8 protein-coding genes are annotated in these 16,661 nt (G+C 44.8%); 2 read left to right on the top strand and 6 right to left on the bottom strand.

Annotated features, from left to right (window positions below):
• Positions 1-7 precede the first annotated feature (7 nt).
• The 4 genes from B5Z18_RS02415 to B5Z18_RS02400 all read right to left on the bottom strand — a co-directional run bounded on the left by B5Z18_RS02415 (position 8) and on the right by B5Z18_RS02400 (position 7,069).
• Positions 8-1,462: a RagB/SusD family nutrient uptake outer membrane protein gene (locus tag B5Z18_RS02415; RefSeq protein WP_079467799.1), complete on the bottom strand. Its 1,455-nt coding sequence runs from the start codon at positions 1,460-1,462 to the stop codon at positions 8-10.
• Between the two features lie 19 nt (positions 1,463-1,481).
• On the bottom strand, positions 1,482-5,075 hold the full coding sequence (locus B5Z18_RS02410; RefSeq protein WP_159454159.1) for a SusC/RagA family TonB-linked outer membrane protein: 3,594 nt from the start codon (positions 5,073-5,075) through the stop codon (positions 1,482-1,484).
• Positions 5,076-5,191: 116 nt separating this feature from the next.
• Entirely contained in the window at positions 5,192-6,397 is a 1,206-nt protein-coding gene (locus B5Z18_RS02405) for a FecR family protein (protein ID WP_079467797.1), read from the bottom strand.
• A 63-nt stretch (positions 6,398-6,460) separates the two neighbouring features.
• On the bottom strand, positions 6,461-7,069 hold the full coding sequence (locus B5Z18_RS02400) for an RNA polymerase sigma factor (protein ID WP_159454158.1): 609 nt from the start codon (positions 7,067-7,069) through the stop codon (positions 6,461-6,463).
• Between the two features lie 289 nt (positions 7,070-7,358).
• Between B5Z18_RS02400 and B5Z18_RS02395 the strand changes: the two genes are divergently transcribed.
• Together B5Z18_RS02395 and B5Z18_RS02390 are read left to right on the top strand one after the other, a co-directional pair.
• Entirely contained in the window at positions 7,359-10,544 is a 3,186-nt protein-coding gene (locus B5Z18_RS02395; protein ID WP_079469946.1) for a ligand-binding sensor domain-containing protein, read from the top strand.
• A gap of 1 nt (position 10,545) precedes the next feature.
• Positions 10,546-11,310: a response regulator transcription factor gene (locus B5Z18_RS02390; RefSeq protein ID WP_079467795.1), complete on the top strand. Its 765-nt coding sequence runs from the start codon at positions 10,546-10,548 to the stop codon at positions 11,308-11,310.
• A 20-nt stretch (positions 11,311-11,330) separates the two neighbouring features.
• On the opposite strand, the gene B5Z18_RS02385 is transcribed toward B5Z18_RS02390, so the two are convergent.
• Positions 11,331-13,253 (bottom strand): RagB/SusD family nutrient uptake outer membrane protein, encoded by a 1,923-nt coding sequence (locus B5Z18_RS02385; RefSeq protein ID WP_079467794.1) that lies wholly within the window; start codon positions 13,251-13,253, stop codon positions 11,331-11,333.
• 37 nt (positions 13,254-13,290) lie between these two features.
• Positions 13,291-16,584: a SusC/RagA family TonB-linked outer membrane protein gene (locus tag B5Z18_RS02380; protein ID WP_079467793.1), complete on the bottom strand. Its 3,294-nt coding sequence runs from the start codon at positions 16,582-16,584 to the stop codon at positions 13,291-13,293.
• Between the last annotated feature and the right edge of the window lie 77 nt (positions 16,585-16,661).

Genomic DNA, 16,661 nt, shown 5'->3' with positions numbered 1-16,661 from the left:
GATGGTTCTATGGATTATTCTCCAGCCCCGGGTTTACGACCATGATATTGGATGGAATGCGAAGCGTCAGCCTGTCGGGTTGACGCAGGGTATATGTTTGCGTGCTCCCATTCTGCAGGTAGACGCTATGGGTAAATGTCTGTTTGGGAAACAGTGGATCCACGCTGAGTCTGCGCATATCGAACCAGCGATAGCCTTCTGCCGCAAATTCACGGATGCGCTCATCGAAGATGAATTTTATTAACGCAAATTTATCTGTCGCTGTAGCAGAAGGGACGGGAGCATCTGCTTCGGGCATCCGGTGTTTCCGCAGCATTTCCATATCGCCGCAGGCGCCAGTCAGATCATCCATCCGGGCCTTGCATTCTGCACGGAGCAGGTAAAGCTCGGCAAGGGTGACACCAAACCTGGAATACATGACGCCATAGCGGCGCAGGCGGCCGGACGGGTTAGGCGACCAGTCAGGATAATCGGCTGAATAGAATAATAACCGAAGGTCTGTTGGGCCAAACAGGGCTGCTGTTTCCGGCTTGATGATAATACCCATGCCACCGGATGCGAATTGATTGCTGAAGGTTTTTGCCAGTACAGATTCCGTATAATCGTTCAGATTTACATAGTCAGAATTAGGACCACTCATGCCAATAGGAAGAAAGGATCCACCCGGCGCCAGCTCTTTGTTGTAATCGTAAAGCCTGGTTTGAATGGGAGAGGCGTTGGCGTCATCGATAGCTGTATTAAACAGCGGCAGGGCATCAACGCTTTTCCCCATGAAAAGATATATTTTCCCGAGGATGGCTGCTGCAGCGGCGCCAGACATCCGGCTTTTGACTTTGGAACGCAGCGGCAGCACCGCGATGGCAGCGTTCAGATCAGCAATCATAAAGTCGTACACCGCCTGGACCGTGCTGCGGGAAAAAGAGTTCTGCATTACGTCCGCGGTAGTAATGATGGGAAATCCCGGATCGGTGGTTGCTGTAGAAGCCTGGTAGGGCTTTGCATAAAAATTGATGAGCTGGAAATAGATCCAGGCGCGGGTAGCTTTGGCTTCGGCCTGGATATATTGTTTTTCAAGGCTGGTTCCGCCATCCGCGTTCATCACTTCATTGATGACTTTATTACAGGTATAGAGATTGGAAAGAAAACTTCTGAGATCACTCGCTACATCTGATTCCTCATAAATCACATCATCCCATCTGAATAACCGCTGTACATAAGGGTAAGCATTGGCGTAATAATTCTCTTCCGCGGCTATTTCATCGCCCATCAGCAGTGGTACCTGCCATCCGCCTCCCTGCAAATAGTTGTAGAAATCGGGAGAATTCATCAAAAGTTCGTAGTCTGTTATTGTTGAAGCTACCTGCTTTCCTTTAGGTATCACATCCAGGAACTTGTTGCAGGAAACGGTCAATACAGCAACTGTGCAAATAAGAAGACTATATAAGAAGAATTGCTTTTTCATTTTTTTCATTTTAATCTTATCAGAATGAAATATTGGCGCCCAAATTATATGCATGGCTAAAACCGGGCAGCAGGCGGATGCCTTCGGCCAGCATATGATACTCCGGGTCAATGTTGTCTTTGTTGGCCTTCCAGAGCATATAATTGGTTGTTTGCACAAAGACCCGGGCGCTGCCGAGACGCATCGCCTGAGCAATGCGGGCTGGCATGTTCCAGGCCAGCGTGATATCCCGGAGCTTGATATAAGAGGCGCTGACCACATTCACATCTCCAAGCGCGTAATATTGGATATCGCGGCGGAAGAAACTTTCATTTTCATTGGAGACGTAGGAGGGAATTGAAGTAAACTGTTCGTCACCCGGTTTTTTCCACCTGTTTTCGAAATCAGTACGGATGTTGCCGTTGAATAATCCTTGTGCGCCTGTAAGTCTGCCGGTATAAAACGTATTGACATCCCGCCGCATCACATGACCCAGATTGAAGACAATGTTGGCGTCCAGGGAAAAAGCTCCATAGGTAAACATGTTGCTGATGCTGCCGTTGAAGGGTGGGATGACAGTGCCCATGTATTGTACATCTTCTACTGTTGCCACATTCCTGGATTTGGTTTTCGTTTTGTCGGAGAGCCAGATCATCGGGTCGCCCATATTATCAAGGCCGGCAAACCGGTAAGCCCAGAGGGACTGCATGCTATAGCCGATGATGTAGTTGGCCCTTACACGTGAAGAGGCAGAGTTGGCAAAAACCGAGGGCGGGGTATAGTCCACCAGTTTGTTCTTATTATAGCTGAAAATCAGGTTGGATTGCCATCTGAATTTTGCTGCGTTGATATTAACTGTTTTCAGGCTGAGTTCTACCCCTTTGTTTTCCATTTCTCCGATATTACCACTGATACTGATAAACCCGGTTAAAGGATTGGTGCTATAGCCGCCAAGTAAGTCGGTTGTTTTCTTTTGGTAAAGATCCACTCCAACATTGATACGTTGTTTGAGCAGGCTAAAGTCCAGGCCGATATTGGTAGTGCGGCTCATCTCCCAGGCCAGCCTGCGGTTGGCAGGCGTGATGATATTGAGAGAGGGCCCTCCGTAGCTTGGCCAGGAATCACCCATCAGGATATCATAAGAAGAGGCGCCTCCGCTATAGGGAGAGTTGCCCGTGATGCCATATGTTGCGCGTAGTGCCAGATCGCTTACCCAGGCTACATTCTCCATGAATGGCTCCCTGCCAACCCGCCATTTGCTGCCTACGCTCCATACCGGCCTGTTTTGTGTAGCCCGGTCGGTTCCAAACAGGTTGCTGTGATCCATGCGCCAGCTCATATCCAGGTTGTACTTATGATCAAATTCATAGTTCACCAGTGTGAAATAGGAAACAATGCGCCTTACATCTTCTGTTTTATTGAAAGGCAGCTCCTGGAGCCGGCTGGCCCAGGGAATCATTGTACCCATTACTCCATTGCTAAGCATTTTATAATCCAGGGCTGAATAGGTTTGCAGTGCATTGTTGTAGCCACGTACTTTCGTACCGGTCATAATCATAGCCTGTTCCTGGATATCCTGTCCTGCCTGTACGCCCAATTGGTGATTGCCAGTTTGGTCTTTGAAACTATACACCAGCTGATTTCTTACCGTCCAGTTACGAAGTTGTTGGTTAGCGGTGCTATAGGAGCCTCCTGTGGTAGGCAGATAATACACGGGTGTTGATGCAGCTGTGGGGGCTACTGTAAACCCTAACAACTCTTTACGGAGTGCAAAACCTGCGATATCATCATAGTTGCTGCTGTTCACCTGGTTGCGGATATAGCCGTAATTTCCCTGGAAGCTGAGACCTTTTATAGGCAATGCAATCTCCAGGGTACCGGATACATTGATATTAACGGCTGTTGAATTGGAATTGCCCTGACTCATTTCTCCCAGTGGGTTATAGTCTAAATTAAGCCTGCTACGGGTAGCGTAGTCGTTGCGCAATGAATCAGACCAGCCTTGTACATAGGGCATCGACAGGGGCTGTCCTTTGGAATCACGGAACAGCTGGTAGGGAATAAAAGAATTATCTACCTGGATGGGTCGCTTGCTGCTCACCTCATTTTGGCTTAGTGCGGTAATCAGCGTAGCCTTGATGATTTTATTGGGAGTAAACTGCTGATTAAAGTTGATCCGGTAGGTATTGTTGCGCTCACCCGGGCGATTGCTGGTTACATTGGTGTAGGCCAAAGATCCATAGAATGAATAGTTGCTGGTACCGGCAGAAAGGGAGAGGGTATGATTGGTGGTGCTGGCATTGCGGTACCAGATGTCGCTGATCTGGCTGGCATTATTAAGTGCAGCAAGGCTATCAAGTGAGGCATTTTCCTGGGCGCTGCTGATATGTCCACGGTAACGGTCGTACATGATCTTTTCATGCGGCGTAATGACGCCATTCGACAAGGTGTTCCAGGGATAATTCACCGGGTCGAACAGTTGCCGGGCCACTCCGATATACTGGCTGCTGTTCATCATGGGCATATAATTAAAATCAGGCCGCCCCTGGATGTTAACCATCCCGCTGTAATTGAATTTTAGCCTGTTGTTTTTTGTACCCGTTTTGGTGGTGATGACAACCACGCCATTTGCAGCACGCGCCCCCCAGATGGCAGCCGCGGCTGCATCTTTGAGTACGGTTATATCGGCAATGTCATCGGGGTTAATGCTTTCGATATCGGGCACCTGTATACCGTTGACCACATACAACGGATCGGGATTGAGCTCAATGCTGGCCCTGCCGCGTATCAGGCTTTGCTGGCCGCTGGTGCCGCCGTCCCGGGTGGTATTGATTACCCGCGCTCCGGGAATCACCGTCATACCCGGTACCAGACCTTCAAGCCGGGCGATAACATTCATTGTGCCTGCCCGTTGGGAGAAAATATTCATGTCGGGTTTGGCAAAAGAGCCGGTTGCCCGTTCCCTGGACAGGGTTTGGTAGCCGGTATTTACTGTTACGGTCACTCCCTGCAGGGCAAATTCTTTTTTGCGTGCAATAATGGTGACGGATAACCTGCCGTCCAGGGCAAATTCCATCGGCTCCATATTTACTGCGGTAATGACCAGTATTGCATTGACAAACGCGCCAGGCAGAGTAAAATCGCCGGACCTATCGGTTACCGTTCCATAATTGACATTTTTGATCTTGATGCTGACGCCGGGCATTGGCTCACCTGCCTCGTTAATAATATTGCCATGAACGTTCTGTTGAACTTCTACAGTTTGATTGGTGGTATACTGCACTTTTTCGCGCACGAATATGGTTCGTGCGCTGGTAATCTCCCAGGCCAGATCCTGGTTGTGAAAAATTGCCTGCATGGCTTGCTGAACAGACACATTTTTCAAATCTACAGCTACCGGTTTACCTTTCTGACGTACCATTTTTACATCATACACCAGGTTATATCCACTTTGTTTACGAACCTGTTGTAATACATTATCCAGCTGTTCATTTTTTACCTTCATCGAAATCTGTGCCCGTGCGGACATACAGAAGAGAAGCATAGTGAATGTAAGCAGGACGGCCATGTGAATAGGCGTTCGCAATAAACTCTTTACGATAGGTAACGGATGCTCGTCACAAAATTTCCTCATAATTTTGGTTGTTGGGCATTTGAATAAATGATTCTTCCCTGTATTATCCGCATAACTTCTCAGATGCGCCCGGGACAAGCCCGGAGCGATACGCATATGGTTGGTTAACTGGATAGTCAGGGAGTGATTGTTAGTCTCCGGTTCTTCGCGTCCAGCGAATAGTTGATTTTATAAACCTCCAGGAAGTGTAATACTTCCGATAGAGGAGCGTTTCTATTGACAGAGAAATAAAATGTCTGGTCCTGCAGGGAACCTCTTATATCTACAGTAATATTATACCATCTTTCCAGCGCGCGCATGATCGTTGCTACATCTGCATCATGAAAGGCTATGTTGCCGTGGATCCAGGCAAATGTCTCTTCCATATCGGCATTTTTAACCAACCGGATTTGTGACTGCCCCTTTAGTAATAATGCCTGCTGGCCGGGCGTAAGGCGTTGTGTTTGTCCGGTGCTGATCAAATGTACTTTTACAGCGCCTTCCTCAAGGGTAGTGGCTACAGCAGGTTCGTTATCATAGGCGCTGATGTTGAAATGAGTGCCTAATACTTCCACCTCAGTATTGGCTGCTTTCACTTTAAAAGGTCTTCCGGCATCTTTGGCAACCTGGAAATACGCTTCTCCGGTTACGGTTACCATGCGGGCGCCCTGGGCAAAGGATGTCGGATAGGTGATAGACGAGGCGGCATTGAGCCACACTTTGGTGCCATCCGGCAGCGAAAGTTGATACTGACCTCCTTTGGGAGTAGTCAGCGTGTTGAGTGAAGCCTGACCAGCGCCTTCAGAAGATCCGTTTTCATAACGGATCTGTCCTCCTGCTGACTTTATCACCTTTACATTGCCTTGCTGTGTTAACTTGCCAATTGCCACGCTATCCAGCAGAATCGTAGAGCCATCGGCAAGGGTGAGCCTGGCCGTATTGCCGCCCGGAGCCACGTCGCTGATAGCCATTTGATCCGTTATACGCTGGTGGCTATTCCGCCATAGGAGGAGTGAGGCCGATCCTATCAGTAGTAAGGATGCAGCGGCTGCATACATCCATTTGCGGTAGTTATTCCTGTTGAATTTAACAACGGGTGGCTGGTCTGCTATTTTTTGCTGTACCCGTTCCCATAACGGATCTGCGGAAACCTGTTCCCATATGGCCATATTATCTGTGAACCAACCGTCATCCATTATCTCTGTCATCGCCTCGCGGTTCCACGACGATGCGGCCAGCCAGTCTTCTAACCGGCGTTCGTCTTCCGTCGTCAGTTCCTGACCTGCGCATTTTTTATATAGTATGCGTAAAATTGCTCTATCGACCTGTATTGCTGGCTGCATATAATACTAAAACAACCATGTTGGCAAAACGCAACAAAAATTTATTTTTTTTTAGTAAAGACCTCAGAAATTATGTTTCCCGGATTGAATTAAAGGGAAGAGGGCCATAAACAGACCCAGTAGTTTGCGTTCGCGGAGCATATGGCGAAGCTGGGACATGGCCCTGGATTTTTCCATGCGGACATGCGCAGGGCTCATCTGAAGCTGTTGGGCGATCTCCGCAGCCGGTAGCCCATCCCTGTAAGTCCATTCCAGTATTAGTCTTTGCCGCTCAGGAAGTTTGCTCATCTCAGCAAAAATTATTTGCAGCAACTCTGCCTGCAACACCTGGGTTTCGATATAGTTATCCATTTCCTGTGGCTCGGATTGGAGAATTTTAGCCGCATTGGAAACTACTTCCTGGTGCTTGAGGATATTAAGGCATTGATTTCTGACGGTTGTATATAAGAAAGATTGTATAGCGGGGAACGCTACGAAATGGGAATGACGGTCCCAAAGCCTGGCAAAGGCGGTACTGACAACATCCTCCGCTTCTTCTGCGCTTCCGGTAATCTTCCGGGCAAAAAAGCAAAGGGGTTGATACAATAAATCGAATAATTTCCTGAATGCCTGTTGGTCGCCGGCCTGTAAAAGCCGCACCAGTTCCTCCTGTTGTAAATCTCCCCCGAACAATATTACAGATTTTAGATCTCCGCTAAAATTAATCAAAAAATGCGGCTGCATACTAACTTTTTGTGCAGGCGATGTTAATGACCATTAACATCGCCCAGGTATATGATGCTTTGTGGCTTTGATAACAGTTAGTTGAATGACAGCTTATCGAAGTTTTACTGATCAGGTATTATGTTCAATCTTTTGACGAATCGTACCAAATATCCGGTATACACTGCAACAAGTGATACGATTTTATTTTAAAACCCATAGTATCTTGATATCATTATTTATATTTGAATTCAGTATTATGAAATTGTCCGGTTATATTGCTTTGCTGAATTTACTATTCCATGTTACCATTTCTTCCTGTTATGGGCAATATTATTTTAGGCACTACCAGGTGGATGATGGGTTAGTGCATAATGCGGCAACCGCTGTAATACAGGATAGTAAAGGTTTTATATGGGTGGGAACACGTGGGGGAGTGAACCGTTTTGACGGGTACTCTTTTAAGGCCTACAAAAACAACAATGATAAATTCGGTAGCCTGGGAAATGATGTTATTAATTGTATTGCAGAGGATAAAAACAGGATGATTTGGATAGCTACCGGTAAAGGCATTTTTAAATATGACCCGTACAAAGAAGTGCTCACCGAACTGGAAACCGTCCCAAAAGAATATACCAATAACCTTGTAATAGACAATGATAATAACCTGTGGTTCCTCATCCAGTTTTCCCTATATAAATACATACAGGCAGAGAACAGGGTGGAGGACTTAAAAACAAAGGCATCCTGTATTGCACTGGATTCAAATATGAATTTATGGATGGGTGATAATGATGGTAATATCCGCATTTACAACCCCAAAACAAAGCCTGGTTCCCGGATAAGGATCGTTAATAAAAGTTTGCCTGCAAATGCCCGGTCTGTTAGCAAAATATACCCTATCCGTAATAACGAACTATTGATAGGTTGTTTTAAGCAGGGCTTAAAAAGCTACCATACTAAAACCGGCATTGTCAAATCCCTATCACTGGATGCTGATAAAAATACGGACATATTTGTCCGCGATATTGCAGCAGGTAATGATGGGCAATACTGGATCGCTACCGAATCAGGAATTTACATTTACGACTTAGCCGCCAACAACAGCATAAGCCTGAGAAAACGGCCAGGCGACCCTTATGCCCTGGCAGACAATGCTGTGTATGCAGTATGCAGGGATAACCAGGGTGGTATGTGGGCCGGTACTTTTTTTGGCGGGTTAAATTATTATTCAAAAGTCAATGCGAGATTTGAAAAATATTATCCGCTGCCAGGTGCTAATGCTATTTCAGGAAATGCGGTAAGAGAGATATGCGCTGACAGCAGTGGCCACCTATGGATCGGCACGGAAGATGCCGGTATTAACAAATTGGATTTAAAAACAGGGTTATTTACAAACTATACAGCTACAGGTCAAAAGGGGAGCCTCTCTTACGCTAACATACATGGCCTGCTTTCCTGGGGGAACGGGTTATTTATCGGCCCTTTTTTACAGGGCATGGAAATAATGGATATGCGTACAGGGTTGGTTACAGACCGGTTTAAACTTATTGGTGATAAGAACGGACCAGTGAGTGATTTTGTAATTTCCATCTACCGGACAAAAAATAATAAACTGCTGGTGGGTACTGCATACCGTAACGCCGGACTATTTGAGTACGATACACAACACAAAACATTTAAGCGTATCAGCGAGATACCATACAACACTTATGTGTACGATATATTTGAAGACTCAGAAGGAAATATCTGGACAGGCAGTGTAAAGGAAGGCGCATTTTATTATAATCCTGCAACCGGCCTGCGCGGGAATCTACGTTTTGGTGATACCACCAGGGGAAAGACCATTAACGAATTTCCTGTGTACAATATTTTTGAAGACAGTAACCATGCTTTATGGTTTGCCACAACCGGCAGCGGGCTTATAAAACTAAGCCATGACCGGAAAACCATCAAAAGATATACAACCGCAAACGGCCTGCCGGGCAATGTATTGTACAGCATCCTGGAAGACAATTCAAAACATTTGTGGATCAGCTCGTCCAAAGGTCTTATTTGTTTTGACCTGCGTACAGAACAGGTAAAAGTGTACACACAGGCCAACGGGCTGATAACAGATCAATTCAATTACAACTCGGCTTATAAACATACCGATGGTAAAATGTACTTTGGCTCCGTTAAAGGTATGATTGGTTTTGACCCGGCTTTATTTAATCAAAAAGAGCCCAGTCCACCTACCTATATTACAGGTTTCCAGATTAATAATACAGAAGCAGCACCAGGTGGGCATAGCAGCCCCCTTTCCCAATCTATTTTATACACAGACACGGTTATATTGAAATATGACCAGAACAATTTCAGTATTGAATTTGCAGCGTTAAACTTTTCGTCCCCCGAAGCAACGCGGTATAAATACCTGATGAAAGGCATTGACCAACCCTGGACCTACCTCAATACAAATCGTAAAGCCTATTTTACCGATCTTACCCACGGCACCTATGAATTTATTGTTCAGGCTGAAAGCAACACCGGAAGCTGGACCGGCAGGGAACAGCGGCTGTTCATCAAAATTCTCCCGCCTTTTTGGAAAAGCAACCTCGCTTATATTTTATACCTGCTGCTCTTAGGTACTGTTATATTCATCACAGACCGTTTGTATCGTCAATACCTTGAACGTAAAAATCTGCGGAAGCAACAGCTGTTTGAACACGAAAAGGAAAAAGAAATTTACCAGGCAAAAATCGAATTTTTCACCAATATTACACATGAAATACAAACGCCGCTTACGCTTATAGCGGGGCCTATAGAATGGTTGAGCAAAAAATTTGATAAAGATCCGGATGTTAAGAAAAGTCTCTCGATAGCTGAAAGAAACACCCGGCGCCTGATAGAGCTGGCCAGCCAGCTACTCGACTTTAGAAAAACGGAAGCAGACCAGTTCAGCCTTAATTTTGTAAAAACAGATATCGTTGGACTCATAACCGATCTGGTAACCGGCTTTAAAGGACAGGCTGCCGGTAACAATATTGCCCTGGATATAGTATTACCGGAAAAACACTTTACGGCTTTTGTAGACAGGGAGGCGCTCATTAAAATATTCACCAACCTCATGTCAAATGCTGTTAAATACGCGGCTACCAGGGCCACCGTTAATATACATACTGTAAACGATTCCGATGAATATTTTAAGATTAGCTTTCACAACGATGGCAAAGGCATACCAGGAGAGTTTAAAGACCAGATATTTGAACCCTTTGTAAGGGGACGTGGAAATGATAAGCCGGGAACCGGTATAGGGCTATCGCTTGCCAGATCGCTTACCGAGCTGCACAACGGATCGTTGCGATTGATTTCCGGCGAAACTGATTTAGTTATATTTGAACTGCAACTGCCCATACATCAAAAATTTGAATTTCAATTAAGCAGTTGGAAAAAGATAAAATAGTATGACCGAAAGTATTCTTATTATTGACGATAATGAAGATATCCTGGAGTTTTTATCTGTTGTTTTGGGAGATGCCTACCGGCTGCATCTTGCCACCAATGGAGAAATTGCACAAACCATTTTAGATAAAGAAATTATTCATCTCATCATATCAGATATTATGATGCCGGGAATTGACGGGTTTGAGCTGTGCCGGCTAATTAAATCCAATGTTGAATACTGCCATATCCCCATCATTTTATTAACGTCTAAAAACACGTATAAGGCCCACATCGAAGGACTGGAGGTAGGAGCAGACGCTTACATACAAAAGCCATTCTCATCAGAATTGCTGCAGGTACAGATTGCCAACCTGCTTAAAAACCGCCGTAAAATAAAGGACCACTTTGCCAGTTCGCCTTTTGAGGATGTAAGGGTAATGGCGCATTCAAAAACTGATGAAGCCTTTCTAAAGAAACTGGATGAATATATCAGGGCAAATATTAAAGACTCCAATATTGATATTGATATGCTTGCCGGACACATGTTCATGAGCCGCACTACACTATATCGCAAAATCAAATCTTTATCCTCGCTATCCCCAAAAGAGCTAATTGATATCACGCGCCTTAAAACAGCCGCTAATTTAATTGCCAGGAATGAATTTTCATTTTACGAAATTTCAAAGATGATAGGTTATAGCTCGCAAAGCCTTTTCAGCCGCAATTTTCAGAAGTATTTTAAAATGTCGCCCAACGAATACTTTGATTCATTGCCAAGAGAGTAAGCAAAGCTTACTCTCTCTTCTTAATTTTTGGTTTCATCATTCACTGCATCTTCCCATTTCGTCCACATCTCCACATTCTGGCCATAACCGTTATAACCAGGGTTTTGGCGCAGTTTTCCGTACAGGTTTGCATCGATCGCTGATTGAGGAATTGGCCAATAGATATTATGTGGTGCTATGGTATAAGATCTGCCCTTTACAGTTACTTTGTTTTTGTTGTAGTAATTGCTGTAATGCTGTATGCGTTGGTACCAATAATTGTTGTCTGAAAGGGTATTCACGTTATAGGTATTTCCCCATTCATCTGGTTTACCACTTAAAGCCAGGCTATACGACATGCGGCTTAGCTCCATGTGCCGCCATTCTTCCATCCATAATTCACGGGCGCGTTCGTTGGCAATGTCACCAATAGTAATGGTAGTGTATAGCTGCTGGCATTTAGCCCGTTGTCTTACAATATTAACGTCTGCCACCGCTGCGCCTATATTCCCTTTGTAGAATTCGGCTTCGGCACGAAGCAGATAGGTTTCTGCAAGACGGTAGCAGTACCAGTCGGCAGCGCCTCCTCTGTTGTTATTACTTGCAGCGTTGCCAATATGATCCGGATCATTTACAAAAACTTTGTAATGCGGCCAATCGAACCAGTTGCGTATCGTATCGCTGCACAAAAGTTTGGTGCCATTATAAAGTCGAAGGTTTTTACCGAAATACAACGCATCTGAAGGATCATTATATTTCATGGAATCCATTCTTGCCCAATTGCCTACGCTACTGTTGTGTCGCAGATCCCCGGCATCATTAATCCCGTTTACATTCCAAAGGTCATGCTGTGCAAAATAGGTAGGGCTTATCATGGCAATACCGCGACCCAAAGCCGAGTTATAATCGAGGTTAGCCCGGTAAGAATTGCTTGATGAAGCGTAGCATTGCATAAATTTTCCGCCAGGAGAAACTAATGTAGAAATATTCCACATCGGCCCCCAATTCCGCATTGTACGCATTTTTATTGCGGCGTCCGTATTATCGCGGTTGGGCATCGCGAGAATGGCTTCTTTATTTGTCATGATACATTTATTCACCGGGCGGTGCAGATCCCATATCACGTTACGCGTAATATGCCAGGTGCCTTCCAGCGGGCTTTCAAACGTACCAAATGTAGATGTCATTAATGAGTAGCCTGAATTATTGATTAAAGAATCGGCTTGCGCAATGGCTTTGTCCCATTGACCGGTGGCCAGGTAGCATTTGATCAGTAACTGCCGGCAGGCGCCTTTATTAATCATTCCTATATAAGACATGCTGGACTGATCAGGCACCCATTGCACCGCATCTTCCATATTTTTGGTGATCATTGCTAAAATAGCTTCACGACTGGTGCTTTTATAGTTTTGCTTTGGAGTAGAAGGGATTTGGGTGATCAAAGGAACATTGTTAAACTGAAAGCACAGGGCGAGGTAACGAAACGATCTGTGAAAGTAAGCCCTGCCGATATATTCACGTTTGGTGGCTTCATCCAGGCCGGGAACTTTATCAATAAACGAGGTGATTGTATTGGCATACTTGATGCCATTATAAGTTTCTCCCCAGAAGAAGCTCAGCATGTTCACATCATTTGTGTACATGCCGTCTGTTGGAGTGAGGCGTGAAGCCACATCTGCAAAGATGTTTCCATCGTCTGTTTTACCGGATACCGCCATGTCTGACAACATATACTCGGTGTTAATGGGTACCGAAATATCCCTTGTTGTGATGTAACTCCAGTAGCTTCGCAGATGTTTGTCACACATTCCTATTGCAGCATCGAGCCCCGACCTGGTGGAGAATGTAGTTTCGGGCTCATAAAAAGATAAAGGATCCGGCTTAAGATATTTCTTGCTACAAGCGGCCATCGTGGCTGATGCAATTACCACTAAGGAAATTTTTATTATATAGTTATTTTTCATTTGTAAATTTTTTATCTGATCTTAACCACCTGTAAGTTTATAATGTCACGTTTAATCCAAGTGTATAAATTCTCGGCGCCATGTCACCCGTTTCTATGTCCCAATAGTTCCAGTTTTTATCCTTTTTCCATACAGCCACATTGCGAACGGTAACATATAGTTTCAGGTTTTCAATCCCTGCCCGTGAAATAAGTTTGCGGGGCATTGTATAACCAATTGTTGCATTGTCAAGCCTGATAAAAGAACGGTCGAATACCCTGTTCGGGGCTGCAACTCCGGAAGGACCTCTCGCATCCAGCCGCCCAAAGAAATCACTCGGGTTATCAGGCGTCCAGTATTTTTTTTCATAGGTATTGGCATTGTACGTAACCGACGAAACACTGTTATCCTGGTTCAGGTAGGAGGTGCTTAAGCTTTTATTGCCCCAATAAGAATAGATATTGAAGGAGAAATTGAAGTTTTTATAGGTGAAATCATTTCGCAATGACCACATAGTTGGTGGGGTAGTCTGGCCCAGGAATTCTTTATCATTATTATTATAAACTGCCGTTGTACTTCCATCTGCGTTTTTAATATCATCTGCCGTGTAATTGTTAGCTACTTTAGGATCCCCGGGCCGTTGGCCGTATTTGGCGGCTTCTGCGGCTTCGTTCACCTGCCATATTCCCGTTACGCGGTAGTTCCAGATGGCGCTGGCCGGTTGCCCGATAAACCATCCGTTGGATATATCATCAGATTCTTTTGAGGTCACCACATTTCCATTGGCATCTAACACATCTTCGTACCGGTAGTAAAGATGTTTAATCGTGTTTTTATATTTCGAGAAACCTACTGTGGTATTCCAGCTAAAGTTGGGCGTTCTTATATTTTGTGTGTTGACTGAAATTTCGAAACCCTTGTTCAATACTTCTCCTAAATTGGTAGTGATACTGGTAAATCCTGAAAAATCGGGCAACGATTGGCTCATGATCATATTAGTTGTGGGCATGTAATAATAATCGAGCGTACCGGAGATCCGGTTATTTAAGAAGGCGAGATCCAGTCCAATATTATATGCAGTAGTTTTTTCCCATTGCAGATTGGGATTTGCCATACGGTCAATTCTTAAATAGTAATACTGGATATAATTACCGCTTGCATCTACGTATCCCTGCGTGGTGGCGCCATTAGCCAGATTGGCCAGTGCTATATAAGGATTGGCAAGCGACCTGTTTCCGTTTTGTCCATAAGACAAACGCAATTTACCATTGCTCAATACATCCCATTTAAAGAATTTTTCATTACTAAAGGTCCAGGCCAAAGCTGTAGAGAAGAAGGTAGCCCGCGGATTCGAAGTACCGAAGGCAGAATAGCCGTCGCGGCGCACAGAGGCTGTTAACATATAACGGTCATCATACGAATAGAACACACGCGCAAGTATACCATCAGCAGTTTCATGAGAATCGTCCGTGTTAAAACTGCTGTTAAGCGGATCGCCGGTAGAAGTTTCATGGAATCCCAATGCATCACTTGGCAAAATATTACGCGCATTAATAGCATCACTCCAATAGCGTCGTTCTTCTGCTTCCTGGACCAGGGTTACATTTACCTTGTGCTTTTGGGCAAAAGTTTTTTCCCAGCTGAGCGTGTTGTTCAAAGACCAGTCAAAACGTTTTGCCCAGTTCCGGTCAACACCATGATTAATGGGCAGCCAGTCAGGATGCTCCGAGGATTCAAAATAGCGGTTATAATACCACTGATACCTGGGAGAAACATTAAAAGAGTACTTGATATTAAAAGGCAATGTTACTTTGGCAGAAAGAATGGTATTCAGAACAGTATAGCCTCTTTCAAGTTTCATATACTGTTTATTGAAATCAAAATTATATCCTTTGCTGGCAGTCATTTCATCGCCCATAGGATGCACTTCCAGGTTTCCATCCTCGTCTCTGTAGGATGCGAAAGGACTGTTGTTAATAATCTGTGATCCCCAGTTAACCGCAATATTTCCGTCGGACCGGTCCTGGAAATTCACATTGGCGCTGATATCCAGCCAATCGGTGACTTTGCCGTCCACTTTTAAGTTGGAGCGCACTGCCCTGTAATTATCACCCATAACCACTCCCTGGTTCGACAAATAACCTGCAGACAAATAATAGTTTATTTTATCACTGGCGCCGGATACACTGAGGTTATAATCCTGGTTAAAACCGGTACGGAAACTATGGTCATACCAATCAAAGGTTTTACCTTTCAGATAGTTATCCAACGTTGTAAATTGAAGACCTAACCGTTTAGCCCGGATTTCGTTATCAGTTGCGTTACTTGTATTTGTTGAGTAAGCACGCCATTCGTCAATGGTGATACCATATTTTTTCAGCGTTGCATCGGTTGGCATTTCATAGTATCCCAGTTTACCTGCTGTTGCCGTTTCTGCTATATAAGGTTCATAAGCTCCTGTTGCTGAATTGATGCCATAGGTAGCAGCCATATACCAGTCCTGCCGGTATTGCATATAACCTTCGGGGCCAAAAACCTTCCTGTTTGCCGCCATATCTGAAAGCCCGAAGTTGGTTGTCAGATTAACAGTCGGCTTCCCTTTTTTTCCTTTTTTTGTGGTGATGATAAGAACCCCGTTAGCTGATTTTGCGCCATAAATGGCAGCGGCCGATGCGTCTTTAAGGACATCAATCTGCTCAATATCATCGGGATTAATTTCAGACAATTCTCCATAGAAAATCATACCGTCCAGTATCAGCAATGGATCATTATGTCCTCCATCCGTATAAACCGAACGCTGGCCGCGGATGCGTATGGTGCCTCCTCCTTTTGCAGAAGGGTCAAAACCTACACTCACACCGGGTGTTCCACGTATGATGTCCTGAACTGTTTTAGGATTTTCATCTGCAATCTTATTCGGACGGATAGAAGTTATTGCTCCGGTAAGATCTTTTTTCTTCATGGTACCATAACCAATAACAACTACATTGTTCAGGTCGTTGGTTGCTTGTTGCAGTATAATAGTCAGCGGTTTTCCATCCGGTATCACCTCTCTGCTGATATAACTTACGTGTGACGCTCTCAGGGGAACTCCTCTGGCAGCCTGAATGCTAAAATGACCCGATGCATCCGTTTTGGCAATCACTGTTGTTCCCTTTGCAGCAACGGTAACATCAGCGATTCCATGACCCAGGGAGTCAGTAACGCTGCCTGTTACAGTTTGATTTTGTGCATGGGTACAAACGGGAAGCAGCAAAAACAATAAGGCCCCGAATAATCCAGGCAACAGGAACATCTTACACAAAGAAGAGGCGGCCTGGCTTTTCTTTGGTTTTGTATAATTTTTCTCCATAATGATCAGTTAGTCGTTATCGCGGTGAAATTTATAATAGCTGTATTTGGTTAATATGCTTACGCCGTTAAGGCATG

Source organism: Chitinophaga ginsengisegetis (assembly GCF_900168065.1).
GTDB classification, from domain to species: Bacteria; Bacteroidota; Bacteroidia; order Chitinophagales; family Chitinophagaceae; genus Chitinophaga; species Chitinophaga ginsengisegetis.
This window is presented reverse-complemented; position numbering and strand designations above follow the sequence as displayed.